This window comes from Patescibacteria group bacterium (assembly GCA_041662665.1).
Lineage (GTDB): Bacteria > Patescibacteriota > JABMPQ01 > JABMPQ01 > JAQVVF01 > JAQVVF01.
Map to the genome: position 1 here is coordinate 145,330 of JBAZSC010000002.1, position 14,661 is coordinate 159,990.

General features: G+C 32.4%; 13 protein-coding genes. 5 read left to right on the forward strand and 8 right to left on the reverse strand.

From position 1 onward, the window contains the following. Positions 1 to 153: 153 nt before the first annotated feature. Together WC663_04010 and WC663_04015 are read left to right on the forward strand one after the other, a co-directional pair. Positions 154 to 1,221: a hypothetical protein gene (locus WC663_04010; GenBank protein ID MFA6296494.1), complete on the forward strand. Its 1,068-nt coding sequence runs from the start codon at positions 154 to 156 to the stop codon at positions 1,219 to 1,221. Positions 1,222 to 1,316: 95 nt separating this feature from the next. After that, positions 1,317 to 1,754, forward strand: coding sequence for an NUDIX domain-containing protein (locus WC663_04015; protein MFA6296495.1), 438 nt, complete (start codon positions 1,317 to 1,319; stop codon positions 1,752 to 1,754). A gap of 184 nt (positions 1,755 to 1,938) precedes the next feature. Here the strand turns inward: WC663_04015 and groL are convergent, their stop codons facing one another. Together groL and WC663_04025 are read right to left on the reverse strand one after the other, a co-directional pair. After that, positions 1,939 to 3,648 carry a chaperonin GroEL gene (groL, locus tag WC663_04020; GenBank protein ID MFA6296496.1) on the reverse strand — a complete coding sequence of 570 codons (1,710 nt, stop codon included), beginning with the start codon at positions 3,646 to 3,648 and terminating at the stop codon, positions 1,939 to 1,941. 94 nt (positions 3,649 to 3,742) lie between these two features. Then, entirely contained in the window at positions 3,743 to 4,039 is a 297-nt protein-coding gene (locus WC663_04025; protein ID MFA6296497.1) for a co-chaperone GroES, read from the reverse strand. 327 nt (positions 4,040 to 4,366) lie between these two features. On the opposite strand from WC663_04025, the gene WC663_04030 reads away from it, so the two are divergent. Beyond that, positions 4,367 to 4,966, forward strand: a complete 600-nt coding sequence (locus tag WC663_04030) for a hypothetical protein (GenBank protein MFA6296498.1) — start codon at positions 4,367 to 4,369, stop codon at positions 4,964 to 4,966. Positions 4,967 to 5,041: 75 nt separating this feature from the next. Then, a complete protein-coding gene (locus WC663_04035; GenBank protein ID MFA6296499.1) occupies positions 5,042 to 5,329 on the forward strand; it encodes a DUF5663 domain-containing protein in 288 nt (95 codons plus the stop codon). A 100-nt stretch (positions 5,330 to 5,429) separates the two neighbouring features. Here WC663_04035 and WC663_04040 read toward each other — a convergent pair whose 3' ends face one another. From WC663_04040 to polX, 3 genes are all read right to left on the reverse strand, one after another. Beyond that, positions 5,430 to 6,878 carry a hypothetical protein gene (locus WC663_04040; protein ID MFA6296500.1) on the reverse strand — a complete coding sequence of 483 codons (1,449 nt, stop codon included), beginning with the start codon at positions 6,876 to 6,878 and terminating at the stop codon, positions 5,430 to 5,432. A 185-nt stretch (positions 6,879 to 7,063) separates the two neighbouring features. After that, positions 7,064 to 8,008 (reverse strand): hypothetical protein, encoded by a 945-nt coding sequence (locus tag WC663_04045; GenBank protein MFA6296501.1) that lies wholly within the window; start codon positions 8,006 to 8,008, stop codon positions 7,064 to 7,066. Between the two features lie 38 nt (positions 8,009 to 8,046). Beyond that, on the reverse strand, positions 8,047 to 9,804 hold the full coding sequence (gene polX, locus WC663_04050; protein ID MFA6296502.1) for a DNA polymerase/3'-5' exonuclease PolX: 1,758 nt from the start codon (positions 9,802 to 9,804) through the stop codon (positions 8,047 to 8,049). A 169-nt stretch (positions 9,805 to 9,973) separates the two neighbouring features. On the opposite strand from polX, the gene WC663_04055 reads away from it, so the two are divergent. Continuing rightward, on the forward strand, positions 9,974 to 10,543 hold the full coding sequence (locus WC663_04055; protein ID MFA6296503.1) for a CDP-alcohol phosphatidyltransferase family protein: 570 nt from the start codon (positions 9,974 to 9,976) through the stop codon (positions 10,541 to 10,543). 66 nt (positions 10,544 to 10,609) lie between these two features. On the opposite strand, the gene WC663_04060 is transcribed toward WC663_04055, so the two are convergent. The 3 genes from WC663_04060 to uvrA all read right to left on the reverse strand — a co-directional run bounded on the left by WC663_04060 (position 10,610) and on the right by uvrA (position 14,462). After that, positions 10,610 to 11,074, reverse strand: coding sequence for a hypothetical protein (locus WC663_04060; protein ID MFA6296504.1), 465 nt, complete (start codon positions 11,072 to 11,074; stop codon positions 10,610 to 10,612). Beyond that, entirely contained in the window at positions 11,071 to 11,451 is a 381-nt protein-coding gene (locus WC663_04065; protein MFA6296505.1) for a hypothetical protein, read from the reverse strand. The genes WC663_04060 and WC663_04065 overlap by 4 nt, the downstream gene beginning before the upstream one ends. A gap of 167 nt (positions 11,452 to 11,618) precedes the next feature. Beyond that, a complete protein-coding gene (uvrA, locus tag WC663_04070; GenBank protein MFA6296506.1) occupies positions 11,619 to 14,462 on the reverse strand; it encodes an excinuclease ABC subunit UvrA in 2,844 nt (947 codons plus the stop codon). Positions 14,463 to 14,661: the final 199 nt, after the last annotated feature.

A 14,661-nucleotide genomic window follows, 5' to 3' on the forward strand; every position in this document is an offset into this window, starting at 1 on the left:
AAATATTTTTGCACATTTAGCAACATCTTGTTGCTTTTTTCTTTGCCAAAATTAGCAATCTTACCGCATTGTTGACTAAAAAGTTATAAACTGGTATGCTAAAAAATTCCAAAGCACAACAAGAAGTTGTGCGCAAACAGAGGAGGATGCAGAATGACAAAAAACCATTTGCATAAAGTTAGTACTTTTTACATTTTTATTTTATGTCTAGCACAAATCTCTAGCTACAATTGTGAAACTACTTCCGAAAATGATGGAGGCGAACAAACTGAAATCAATAACAACTTGGATGTGTGCAATAATGATCTTAACAACTGCAACAACTTTCTCAAAACCTGCAACGATAATAAAGAATCCTGCATCGGCAATCTTCAAACATGCATCAACGATCTCAATGAGAATCTCAATACATATAACAACAATATCAGTACATGCAATACCGACAAAGCTACTTGCAACACATCGCTGAATACTTGCCAATCAGATAATAGAACATGCACTCAAAATCTTGAAACCAGCTCTACCGAGCTTACGACATGTGATCAAAATTTACAAGAACTACAAGATATCCAATACCAAACTGCATTAACAGTAGATAATAGAAACTTGCTCTCAATGTGCAATAGTTCCAATTCAGACGCAATTTACCCAAATGGAAATCTAGGAATTTTTCAAGACAATAAATTTGACGGACAATCTCAAATCAGTTGGAGTGTAAACAAGCAATGCCCAATTGGAGCAGTCGGTAATGGTTGCTGTCTAGAACTTCACTACAAATTTTCCCAACACCGAACTCAAAGTTTTACACCATATACTGGCGTACTATCACACTTCAGCTATATTCCCTTTGCGCCAATTGATGCTTCAGAATTTGATGGAATCGGATTGACGCTAAGAACAATTCCGACAGTTGGAAGCTCGCCCAGAATTTCTTTGCAACTTGCTGACATCGGACCCAACACACATAATGAGAGTCTATCAAACTGCCGAGACGGATATTTTGAAGCTCCAGTCTTTGAATTCGGCAATGAAGATGATGTCTTTGATATTGTTAACTTAAATTTCACTGATTTCACTCGCCCTAGTTGGTATGGCTGTAATAAAAATAATCCGCTTGAAACATCTCGAATCTACAAATTCGCAATTGTTATTCTGAATACATCAAACGCAGAAACAGATCTGCAAGGCACAATCCAGATCTCTGATCTTCATTTCCGTTAGCAGTTCTTTTTTATAAAAATATAAGCAACATCTTGTTGCTTTTTTCTTTGCTTAAATTTTGATATAATAAAATTTAAGCAAGTAATTTTAATTTAATGGACAAAAAAAGACCGTTAGTTGGCATTGGTGTAATGATTAAAAACAAAAAAGGACAAGTTTTATATGGTTTACGAAAAGGTTCACATGGTTCTGGAGAATGGTGTTTTCCTGGTGGACATTTAGAACTTGGTGAAACATTTTTTCAAACTGCAATCAGAGAAACAAAAGAAGAAACCGGATTAATTGTCAAAAATTGCAAATTAATTTCTCTAGCTGAAGAATTTAGATATCTAAAATCAGATGGCAAACATTATGTTAATATCGGAATTCTAGCTGAATACAAAGGCGGAATTCCAAAAGTCATGGAACCTAAAAAATGTTTAAAATGGAAATGGTTTAGCCTCAAAAAATTACCCAAAAAATTATTTCAAGGCACCCAATTAATTTTAAAAAATTACAAAGCCAAAAAAATTTATCAAGAAAAAAATAGATAGTTTTTAAGATTTGCATAATTCGCATATTCGCAACATTTGCATGTATTCGCAAATTCGTATTATATTTATAAAACAAAAGACGGCTTTTTTAGAAAAACCGTCTTTTTTATTTGTGTAATCCGTCATATCCGCGTGTATTCGTAAAAATCAGTTGTATCCGCGTGTAATCCGTAAAATCCGCGCGTTACATCATTGGCATCCCACCAGGCATTCCCATTCCACCAGGATTCATGCCAGCACCTTTATCTTCTTTTGCAGGAAGATCTGTAACAGCTGCTTCGGTTGTTAAAAGCATTGCTGCTGCTGATGCTGCATTTTGTAAAGCTGATCTTGTTACTTTAGCTGGATCAATTACACCAACTTTAATTAAATCTTCATATTTATCTGTTGCTGCATTATAACCAACATTGTCTTTTTCTGCTTTTACTTTTTCAACAACAATTGCGCCTTCTTGTCCGGCATTATAAGCAATTTGTTTTAATGGCTCTTCTAATGCTTTTTTCAAAATCTTAATTCCAGTCTTTTCATCCAAATTAGAAGTTCTAACACTATCTAATGAAGATAATGCTCTGATCAATGCAACTCCACCACCAACAACAATTCCTTCTTCAATTGCTGCTTTTGTTGCAGCTAGCGCATCTTCAACTCTGTGTTGTTTTTCTTTTTGTTCAGTTTCTGTTGCTGCACCAACTTTAATCACTGCAACACCGCCAGTTAATTTTGCTAATCTTTCTTGTAATTTTTCTTTATCAAATTCTGATTCAACTTTTTCTAATTCATTTTTAATTTGAGCAATTCTTTTTTCAATTTCTGTCTTTATTCCTTTGCCATTAATAATTGTTGTATTTTCTTTGCCTGATACAATTTTTGCAGCTTGTCCTAATCTGATTGCTGGCTTATTTGGAGTAGTTGCAACTAATTCTTTTTCTTGTGCATCTGTCCACACAAATTGTTCTGACTTAGAGCCTTCTAATTTAATTCCTAAATCTTCAGTCACAACTTTTGCGCCAGTTAGAATCGCAATATCTTCTAACATTGCTTTTCTTGTATCACCAAATCCAGGAGCTTTAATCGCAAGACAATTAAATGTTCCTCTTAATTTATTTAACAATAATGTTGCCAAAGCTTCACCTTCAACTTCATCAGCAATAATTACTAAATCTTTCTTGCCTGCTTGTGCCATTTTTTCCAATAAAGGCAAAATATCTTTAATCGCTGAAATCTTTTTATCAGTAATTAAAATATATGGATCTTCCATTTCTGATGTCATTTTATCAGTATTTGTCACCATGTATGGAGAAACATAGCCTTTATCAAATTGCATGCCTTCAACAAATTTTTTCTCTAAACCAAATGTTTTTGAATCTTCAACAGTGATTACACCTTCAGGTCCAACTGTTTCCATTGCTTCTGCAATGATTTTTCCAACTTCAGAATCTTGAGCTGAAATCGTTGCGACTTGTTCTCTTTCTGCTTTTGTTGAAATTTTTTGTGCATTTTTCTTAATTTTTTTAACAACAGCTTCAACGCCTTTTTCAATTCCATGTCTAATTCCAACTGGATTTGCACCAGCTGCCACATTTTTCATTCCTTCAGTAATAATTGCTTGAGCTAATAATGTTGCTGTTGTTGTTCCGTCACCTGCAACATCATTTGTCTTTGAAGCAACTTCTTGCACAATTTGCGCGCCAATATTTTCAAACTTGTCTTCTAATTCAATTTCTTTGGCAATTGTAACACCATCATTTGTAATTACTGGTGATCCATAACCCTTATCTAAAACAACATTTCGGCCTTTTGGACCCAATGTTACTTTTACAGCATTGGCTAATTTATCAACGCCTTTCTGTAATGCTCTTCTTGCTTGTTCGTTAAATTTAATCTGTTTTGCCATAATTTTAATTAATTAGTTTATTAGTTTCATTAGTAATTAGTAAAACCCACTTTGTCTAACCAGTCTAACTAGTCTAACTCGTTTTTAAAAAATATTACTTTTCAATTACAGCTAAAATATCATTGATGCTACCCACCAAGTAATCCTGATCATCCATTTTAATTTCATCCAATCCATATTTTTTATATAGAACTTGATCTCCAACTTTCACACCCATTTCCGATCTCTTGCCATTTGATAATAATTTTCCGTCTCCTACTGCAATAACTTCTGCAATTTCAGTTTTTTCTTTTTCCATTGTTTCAGGCAATACAATTCCTGATTTATTTTCTTTTTCTTCGACAAAAGGTTTTAATACCACATTGTCTCCTAATGGTTTGATTTTTGTCATAGCGTAATTGTTAAATTATTAAATTGCTAAATTGTTATTTGCATGTGCCTATTCGCTAAGGCAATTTGCATACAACAATTTAGCAATTGAACAATTTTACACTGGCACTCAAAATACTCGAGTGCTAAATTATCTTATAAAAACAGAATTTTAATGTCAAGCGTTTTTATTCACATCAGTTAATTTTAGTCATTCCAAGAACAAAAGTCAATACTTATACACTTCAATTTTTAAATTTTTTATGCTACACTTGATTTAAGTTGCTAGTTACAAATTACTAATTACTAGTTACTCGTTACTCGTATATATTAATTAACACAAAAAAATATGCCAGAACAAGGACCACAAAGACAAGAACAACAAGAAGCATTAGGCTTCAACATTGATCAAGAATTGAGCGCATCTCCTGACGTGCCACAAGATCGCAGAATGACATACGACAGTTTATCAAGAAACAAAGAAATCGCTTTAGCAGGATTATTATTAACAATTGGAACACTTGCAAGCACAGAAGCTCAAGCAGAAATTTATTATGAACGACCAGGAAATGTTAAATCAAGCGAAACAGAAATAATGCAAAATTTCAAAGAAGGCGATGAAAATACAGTTTATCGCTATGGAATTGAACTAGAATCTTTAACAGAACAAAGAACAGAACAAGGTGAAGAAACAGTTGTTTCAGGAGAAGTAGGCAGAGCAATTATTGAACAGATTGCAAGAATGATGACTTTCTGTAAAGATCATAATGTAAATTTTGAAGATGTTTATGACACTTCTAAAATGAATCCGGATTTTGTCAAAGAAGCTAGAAAAAAATATGTTCAAGCTCTTATGATCAGCGAACAAGAAGGTACCAAAAATCCTACTCCAGAAAAATTTGCAAAAACAACAACAAAAAGTGAAACCTTAAGAAGAACAAGCCGCTAATTTATAGTATTCGCAATTCGCAACATTTGCATTATTCGTATTGTCATTCGTATTATAATTATTAACAAAATAAAAATGCTAGACCAAACCAAAAATATCTTGCAGAATCTAGGAATTATTGACAAAATTCCAGCAGATATGCGAGAAAAATTATTGCCAAAAATTGGCGAGCTTTTGGAAAAAAGAATGCTTGTTGCTTTGACAATCGCAATTCCAGAAGACAAAAAACAAGAAGCAGAAGACAAAATCAAGAACAACGAACCAGGCTTGGTTGAATATTTACAGTCCATTGTTCCAGATTCTGATGAAGTATTAAAAAGAACAATTGATAAATTCAAAGCCGAAATTGATCAAATGCTATAGTATTAAAAATTAAAAACATAAAATATAAAAAAGACGAGATATAACTCGTCTTTTTTATTAGAGAAGCATTAGAAACATTCGAGATTTTATTCGAGAAAAATTATCGCATTGTTATCGCAAAATAATTCTTTGTTTTCTGAAAATAAGTAAAGGTTGCGACAAACTTACTATTTTTCTTTTTATAAACCACATTATTCATATTTTCCCAAATTCTTGATTTTTTGCCTTTTCTGAAGACCAATTTTAATTTACTCTTTTTATACACAAAAGTTTTTGATTGATCTAATAATCTGACTTCGCTATTTTTAAATTTAAATTTAATTTTTAATTTAAATTTCGATTTCAAATTTGTCGTCAATTTCCAATAATATGGCAATGTTTTTTTCTTTATTAAAACAATAGGCCTTTTATTAACTTTTTTAACTTTAATATAATATTTTTTTGGACTTGGAGGTAATTGTGGAAAAACAATCACCACATCCTTGCCAATTATTGGCTGATTTTTATCTCCATCATATAATTTTTCTCGATCAATATCTTGATTTTCTTTTTTATCACTGCCAATTTGCTGATCACCGACAGTTCTAAAAACTCCATTGTTTGTCGCTGCTAATAAAGAATTATTTGTTGTATAAAGTAAGTTATACGCCCAAGAAACGCCAGTCAAAATACCTGTTTTTGTCCAAACTTGTCCTGAATCAACAGTTTTAAAAATATCTCCGCTGCTTGCAGTAGCCACAAAAATTGATCCTGCAGACAATTGCAATAAATGTTCAACTATTTGTGCTTTTTCAAGGTCAGCTGTTAATCCCCAAGTATGGCCATCATCAATTGATCGATAGACTCTGCCATTACTATCGCCTCTTGCGCCGGCATACAAAACTCCGCTTGCTGTTTCGAGCAAACTATCAACATAAGATGCATTTGTCAAAGTTCCATCTGTTGTCCAATTATTCCCCAAATCAACAGATTTAAAAACTCTGCCATTTGGAAAAGTTCCGGCAAACAAATTTCCGCTTTGAGTCTGGATAATTGTATAAACATTTTCAGCATTTGCTAAGTTGCCTGTATCTTGCCAATTTAAACCAGCATCTTCAGATTTATAGATATTGCCATCTTTATCTGTCGCTGCAAAAATATTTCCATTGCTTGTTTGAATAATTTTATAAACATTCGATCCGCCAACAAATGTTTTTAATTTTGTCCAGGTTGACCCATTATCAGTAGATTTAAATAAATCGCTATTTGGAGAAGTACCAGCATAAATTGAACCTTCAGAATCAACCATCAAAGAATGAACTCCAGTAGCATCCAACAAATCACCTGTATTTGACCAGGTTAATCCATCATCAATAGATTTAAAAACATCGCCATCAGGATAAGTGCCAGCATATATTGCTCCATCAATTCCTTGAGCCAAACAATAAACAGTTGTCACACCATCTAAATTTGCAGTTTTCGTCCAAGTATCTCCCAAATTCGCAGCCATACAAAAACTTCCCAAAAATAATCCAACCATCATAATAAAACCACCAATTATTTTTTTCATATTATTATAAAAATTAATTATAAATTATTAATTTTATTTATTTTACTAATTTTACTTTCATTTTAAATGACTACTGTCATTCTGGTTAAATTTATTAATATTAATAAATTTAACCAGCGAAGAATCCCGTACTTTGCATCAAATTTCGGGATCCCTCACTGCGGTTCAGAATGACACAAAAAATTTTAGCTTCCAATCGCTGTCTTCAAATTAATTTCAAATTCTTCTCGAAATTGATCCCGTCTATCAACTTCATGAAACTTCAACATCTTATCCGAAATAATAACATCCAATCCCTTTCCTCTCATTTTTTTTATCTGAATTTTTCGAAAGATTTTTTCTAATTCATTACCAATTTTTCCTCCCAAAATTTTCTCGCAAATATTTCTGATCAAATCTAAAAATAATATTTTTTTAATTTTTCTTTCATATCCAACAGGCAAGTATTCCAAAGCATTTGGCATCGAATTTTTTGCCCAGCCATTTTCTTGCATAAATTTTGAATAAATATTTCTATCCAAAAGTGGTGCAGCAAGCAAAACCCAATTATTTAAATAAATATCATAAGGCTTTTTTGCAATTTTTTCTAAATTCAAATTATCGTCAGTCACAAAAAATGATAAACAAATTTTTCCAGAAATTCGATCTTTATGTCGCCATTGCCCTAATAAACTAACTAAACTTGTCAACAAAAATCTAGTCATCCACATTCTGCCAGATTTTACAACTACAAAAACATCAATGTCAGATTCAGGCTTGATATTATTAATTAATAAATTATTACAACCAGCAATCATTTTTATAAATGGCACAACTTGCAAAATTGTCGTAATTCTTTGCAACTTTTTCCATCTTTTTTGCGCTAACAAATATCTTTGTCTTCTAATTTCCACAATCTCTTCTCGTCCATTCAAAAAATAAAATCCATTCTTATGGCATAAAATATTTTTTATCTTTTCAGAATTGCTTAAAATGTTATTAATTTCTGATAATTTAATTTTCTGTTTCCTGTTTTCTGTTTCCTGTTTTCTATCATATCCCCACTTAAAAATTTCCCAACTTGTAAGTGGATACTCAAAAATATCATAATAAGAAATAGCCGACAAAACAGCTCTTTCCAAATCTTGCATTAAATTTTAATTTATTTTACTTATCTAAAAATAAAAAACTATTTTCTTTCAAAATAATTTAACAATTTTTCAACTGAATACGTATTAATAATATCCGCTTTTTCCGCCCACCCACGTCTAGCAGTTATCACCCCAAAATCCAAAACATCGAGCTGATTAACATTATGCGAATCTACACCAATTGCTAATTTTACACCATGTTCTATTGCACTTTTAATATTTGAATCATTTAAATCTAATCGATCCGGAAATGCATTTATTTCCAAACAAATCTTTGTCCTCTTTGCTGCCTTTATAATTTCTTCAATATCTAAAGCATATTCATCTCTTGCTCCTAACAATCTTCCAGTTGGATGACCAATAATATCAACATTTTTATTTTCCATTGCTTTAATTATGCGATCAGTCATTTCTTTTTTTGACATTTTAAAAACAGAATGAATAGAAGCTATCACAACATCAAGCTTTTCTAATATTTTATCAGAAACATCTAACTTGCCATCTCTCATTATATTAACTTCAACTCCAGATAAAACCTTAAAACCAGACAACTTTTTATTTATTTTTTTTATATCCTTAATATAATTTAGAATATCTTTTTCTTCCATTTTTGCCGTAATTTTCAAATTACCAACATGATCAGCCATAACTAAATATTTTAATCCCATTTTTTTTGCCTTTTCAACAATATCGGAAATACTACCAGTTGCATCAAGACTATAATTACTATGAACATGAAAAACTCCCAAAATATCTTTTCTCTCAACAAGTTTTGGCAATTTATGTTCTAAAGCAGCCTCAATCTCGCCACGATCTTCTCGCAATTCTGGCTCAATATAATCCATTCCAAATTTTTCATAAATTTCTTTTTCAGTCTCGCCAGCAATTTTAGTTTTCGTTTCGTTACTTTTAACTTTAGACTTTAGACTTTTAACATTGTATAATCCATACTCATTTAATGTCCAATTCTTGGCCATTGCCATTTCTCGCAACTTAATATTATGCAATTTTGAACCAGTAAAATATAATAATCCTGCTCCATAACTTTCTTTTTTAAAAACTCGCAAATCACAATCAATTCCAATTTTTAGTCGCACTAAAGCTTTATCATGTCCTTTTGCATAAACTTTTTCGACTTGTTGTAAACCGCAAAAAGCATCAACTAATTTTTTAGTATCTTTTGAAACCGCTAATAAATCGATATCACCAATTGTTTCTTTGCCTCTTCTTATTGATCCAACTATCTCAATTTGTTTGTCACTGGTAAAATTGATCAAATCTTGCTTAATATCATTTGCCAAAGGCAAAATATCACCTAACAATTTTCTGCCTTTATTTTTTTCCAAAAATTTAATTCCTGATAAAATATTCTCTTCAGTTTTTTCGCCCATGCCTTTCAATTTTCTTATCTTTCCTTTTTCAGCTGCATCTTCTAATTGTTTTAAAGTTTTAACACCTAATTTTTTATACACTTCTTGAACTAATTTTGGCCCAACTCCTTCAATTGCTGTCATTTCTTCTACATGAGCTGGCATCTTTATTTTCATTTTTTGATAATCTTTCATCTTGCCAGTTTTAATCATTTCTTCAATTTTGATAGCCAAAGATTCTCCAACTCCAGAAATATTGTTTAAAGCTTTCAACCCACCTTCTATATAAATATCTTTTACATCGCGATTCAAAGATCTCAAAGACACCGCTGCTTTTTGATAAGCCCTTGGTTTAAAATCCACATCTTTCATTGCATACATATCCGCGATTTCATCAAACATGTCCGCGATCTTGTTATTTAGCATAATAATTAATATTTAGTTTGAAGAAAGTATTCGCATATTCGTAGATTTGCATAAAATTCGTATCATTCGTATTATATTATATTTTACCAAATTTTCTTGCAAAAACAAAGCAATAATGGTAATCTAATCTGACGATTTTGCACCCAAAAACGAGGAGGAAAGAACAAAAATGTCTGAAAAAATGACGCTTGCCAACAAGATGACAATTTCACGAATGACATTTTTTCCAGCAATTTTATTCTTTATCATTTACTTTTGGCCAGGCAACAAAATCGCGATGCCAATTGCTCTTTGTTTAATGATTATTTCAGAAATCATTGACATTCTTGATGGCTATGTCGCCAGAAAATATAATCAAGTCAGCAAAATGGGAAAATTGCTCGATCCATTGAGCGATGCCTTCTGGCATGGCACAGTCTATTACTGCTTGATCCAACTTGAACTTGCCAATCCTTGGTTGCTCTTTTTAATGATCAGTCGAGAGATCGCTGTCGTCTGTATCCGCTACAAAAGCCTCATTACTGGCATTGTTCTTTCTGCAAGAATTATCGGCAAAATCAAGTGTCATGTTCTTGCTTGGAATTCCTGTTTGATTGTATTTTTCTATATCTTCAAGATTAACAATGTCTTTAACATCGTACCTTACTTTCTTCATGTCCAATGGCTTGTTGCAGCAGTTATTCTCTATTCTCTTTATGATTATTACATCTCCAACAAAAAAATCGTTCTTTCTGATTAAGACCAATTACGGTCTTTTTTTATTAACAAAAAAAAGACCAAAACTGGTCTTAAATATCAAATAACATCAATCTTCAAAATGTGCAACTGCAACTTCTTCGGATTTCTTTAACTTTGTCAAAAATGAAGTCCGTGATCCACTAATCGTTCTACAAACTTCGAGCATTTGCTTCACATTCGAAACTCCTACTACTCGTCTCACTACCTCAACTTTTTCACTAACCAAAAGATCAGGATAACTTTTGCAAACTCGTTCAGCAATAATCTGAAAAGCTCGTTCAGGAAAATCAATCGGTAAATACAAAACAACATTTACAGTTTTTTCATACTTGAGCATTTTCAACCACATTGCAATCGTTTCTGGTGCATATGAAATTCCATTTTCATCAATAATCACCACATCTGGATTCACAAACTTAAGCATTGAAAGAAAATTATCATATGTGCTTAGAGCAAACTCGATTCCTTGAACTGCCAAAAAATTTCCAAAATCAACATAATTAGCCAAATTTCCAGTTGCTAGTACTTTCATCTCTCTTCCTCCTTTTCCGGCCAAGGGTTAAACAATTCCAAAGCAATCAATGTAAAAATTTCATCAAAACTAAACAAATGCCAACCACAATCTTGAATTTCCACTATATCTCCCAAAGGCAAACCATCACCTTCTGTCATTTTATCAGCCAAAACCACAAATTCCACAATTTGCGAATCAAATTCCTGAAACCGATGCGCTATCTTCTGTTTCAATTCCAACCAAAATTTCTTATACCGAACAACTAATCTTCGAATTTCAACCACCGAACCTCCTCCCATATGCATTCTCGGCTTATGATTATCAGATACCGCAATCAAATCCAAAGGCACTAATGGCTCCATTAATCTTTCAAATTCTTTTTGATAATCACTCATCTCCCTTCCTCCTTTTTCCTGTTGTCCAAAGAACTTATCAAAAATCAAATCAAACAATGAAGCAATTTTATTAATTTTACTTATTTTACTAATTTTATCGGCTCAACAAATCTAACCAGTCTAACAAATTTAACACGCCAATTTCCGAATATCCGAATTTCCGAATATTAGTTATTTATAATTCGTTTAAGATATTGTCCTGTATAACTTCTTTTAATTTTAGCGACATCTTTCGGTGTTCCAGATGCCACAACTTCTCCGCCTTTATCTCCGCCTTCTGGTCCAAGATCAACAATCCAATCTGCGCATTTTATTACATCTAAATTATGTTCAATAACTAATACTGTATTTTTCTTATCAACTAATCTATTCAAAACTTTCAATAGTCTATTCACATCTTCAAAATGCAAACCAGTTGTTGGTTCATCCAAAATATACAAAGTTTTGCCAGTTGCTCGTCTTGATAATTCAGTTGCTAATTTTATTCTTTGTGCTTCACCACCTGATAATGTTGTTGCTGATTGTCCTAATTGCAAATATCCCAAACCAACATCTTGCAAAATTTCTAGCTTTTGTTTTAAAGCTGGAATATGTCTGAAGAACATCATTGCTTCATCAATTGTCATTGTCAGAACTTCAGAAATATTTTTTCCTTTATAATGAATTTCTAATGCTTGCTTATTATATCTTTGTCCTTTGCATTCTTCACATTCTACATATACATCAGGCAAGAAATGCATTTCAATTTTTACCAATCCATCGCCTTGGCAAGCCTCGCATCTTCCGCCTTTAACATTAAAACTAAATCTTCCAGCTTTATAGCCTCTCATTCTTGCTTCTGGAGTTTCAGCAAATAGATCTCTGATATATGTAAAGACTCCAGTATAAGTTGCTGGATTTGATCTTGGAGTTCTGCCAATTGGCGATTGATCAATTCTGATTACTTTATCAATATTTTCAATGCCTTCTATTTTTTTATGAGCACCTGGCAAATCCTTTGCTCCATAAAATTTATTAGCCAATGCCTTGCCTAGAATCTCATCCATTAAAGTTGATTTTCCAGATCCAGAAACGCCAGTAATGCAAACAAATTTTCCTAATGGAATCGTAACATCAATATTTTTCAAATTGAATTCAGATGCGCCAATTACTTTCAATTCTTTGCCATTGCCTTTGTGATATTTTGTTGGCGCCTCAATTTTCTTTTTTCCAGATAAATATAATCCGGTTAAAGATTTTTTATCTTGCTTAATTTTAGTTGGCGTTCCAGAAAAAATTAATTCACCACCATGTTTTCCAGCACCAGGTCCAATATCAATCACATGATCAGATTCCAAAATTGTCTGCTCATCATGTTCAACAACAATTACTGTATTTCCCATATCTCTCAAATTTTTCAAAGTTGCAATTAAACGATCATTATCACGAGCATGCAAACCAATTGATGGCTCATCTAAAATATAAACAACGCCAACCAAGCCAGAACCAATTTGAGTTGCTAATCTAATTCTTTGCGCTTCACCGCCAGACAAAGTATGAGCTGCTCGATCTAAAGTAATATATTCCAAACCAACATTTTGCAAAAATTTTAAACGATCGCCAATTTCTTTAACAATTTGTCCGGCAATTTTTAAATCTTTAGCGCTTAAAATATTTTCGTTTTGTAATTCTTTAAACCAAGGAATAAGTTTATCAACTGTCATTTCTGTCACATCGGAAATTGATTTTTCAAAAACCTTTACTGCCAAAACTTCAGGTCTTAATCTCTTGCCATGACATTTTGGACAAACTTGAATCCTCATATATCTTTCAATCTCTGATCTAATATAATCTGAATTTGTTTCCTTATATCTTCTTTCTAAATTAGGAAGAACACCTTCAAAAGTTGTTTTAACTGTCTTCATTCCATCACTGACTTCAATTAATTTATCGCCAGTGCCATATAAAACTTTTTCTAAATATTTTTCTGGCAAATCTTTGACTGGTGCATCCAAAGAAAAGCCATAAGCTTCAGCCAATGCCTCAAGAATTCTAGAAAACCAAGTCTGTCTCATTGAAACAGAAGAAGACCAAGGACGAATTGCGCCTTGCGCTAAAGTCAATTTTTTATTTGGAATCACTAAATTTTCGTCTACTTCAAGCTTCGTACCAAGACCAGTACATTCTTTGCATGCTCCATGAGGAGAATTAAAAGAAAAATTTCTTGGCTCCAAATCTCTTAAATTAATTCCACATTTTGGACAAGCAAATAATTGGCTAAAAAGCATATCCTTGTTTTCATTAGCCAAATTTGCAATTACAATTCCATTTCCCAAATCTAATGCTGTTTCTAATGAATCAGCGACTCTAATTTTATCTCCACTATTTCCTGTCATTTCAATTCTATCAACTACAACATCGATATTATGTCTTTTATTTTTATCAACATCCATATCCAAAGCTTCTTCCATTGGATAAATCTGACCATCAAATCGAACTCGAACATATCCTGCTCTCAAAATTTCTTGAAAAACATGTTTGTGTTCGCCTTTTTTATCTGAAATTATTGGCGCCAATAAGTTAATTTTTGTTCCTTTTTTTAATTTCAAAATTTGATCCAAAATTTGGTTTATTGTTTGTTTTGAAACTGCTCTTCCGCATTTTGGACAATGCGGTTTTCCTATTCTCGCAAACAATAATCTTAAATAATCATAAATTTCCGTAATTGTTCCAACAGTTGATCTTGGATTTTTCGAAACAGTTTTTTGATCAATTGAAATCGCTGGACTCATTCCATCAATTCGATCGCAATCAGGTTTATCCATTACTCCAAGAAATTGTCGAGCATAAGCAGAAAGACTTTCCACATATCTTCGCTGACCTTCAGCATAAATTGTATCAAAAGCCAATGATGATTTTCCAGATCCAGAAATACCAGTAATTACCACCATTTTATCTCTTGGAATCTCAACATCAATATTTTTTAAATTATGGACTCTCGCGCCTTTAATTACGATTTTGTCGTTCTTCATAAATAATTAAATTTATTCTTAAATCTAAAACGTTAGTGGTAATTATAACCAATTATTTCAATAGTTGCAAGCTTACAGAATGAACTTTGGAGCTTCAGACCGTCGGAACGTCAGAACGTCAGACTTCCGACGTTCCGACGTTCCTACGTTCCTACGCTCCGACGCTCCGACGTTCTAATACGTAAAAATAAAACAACTC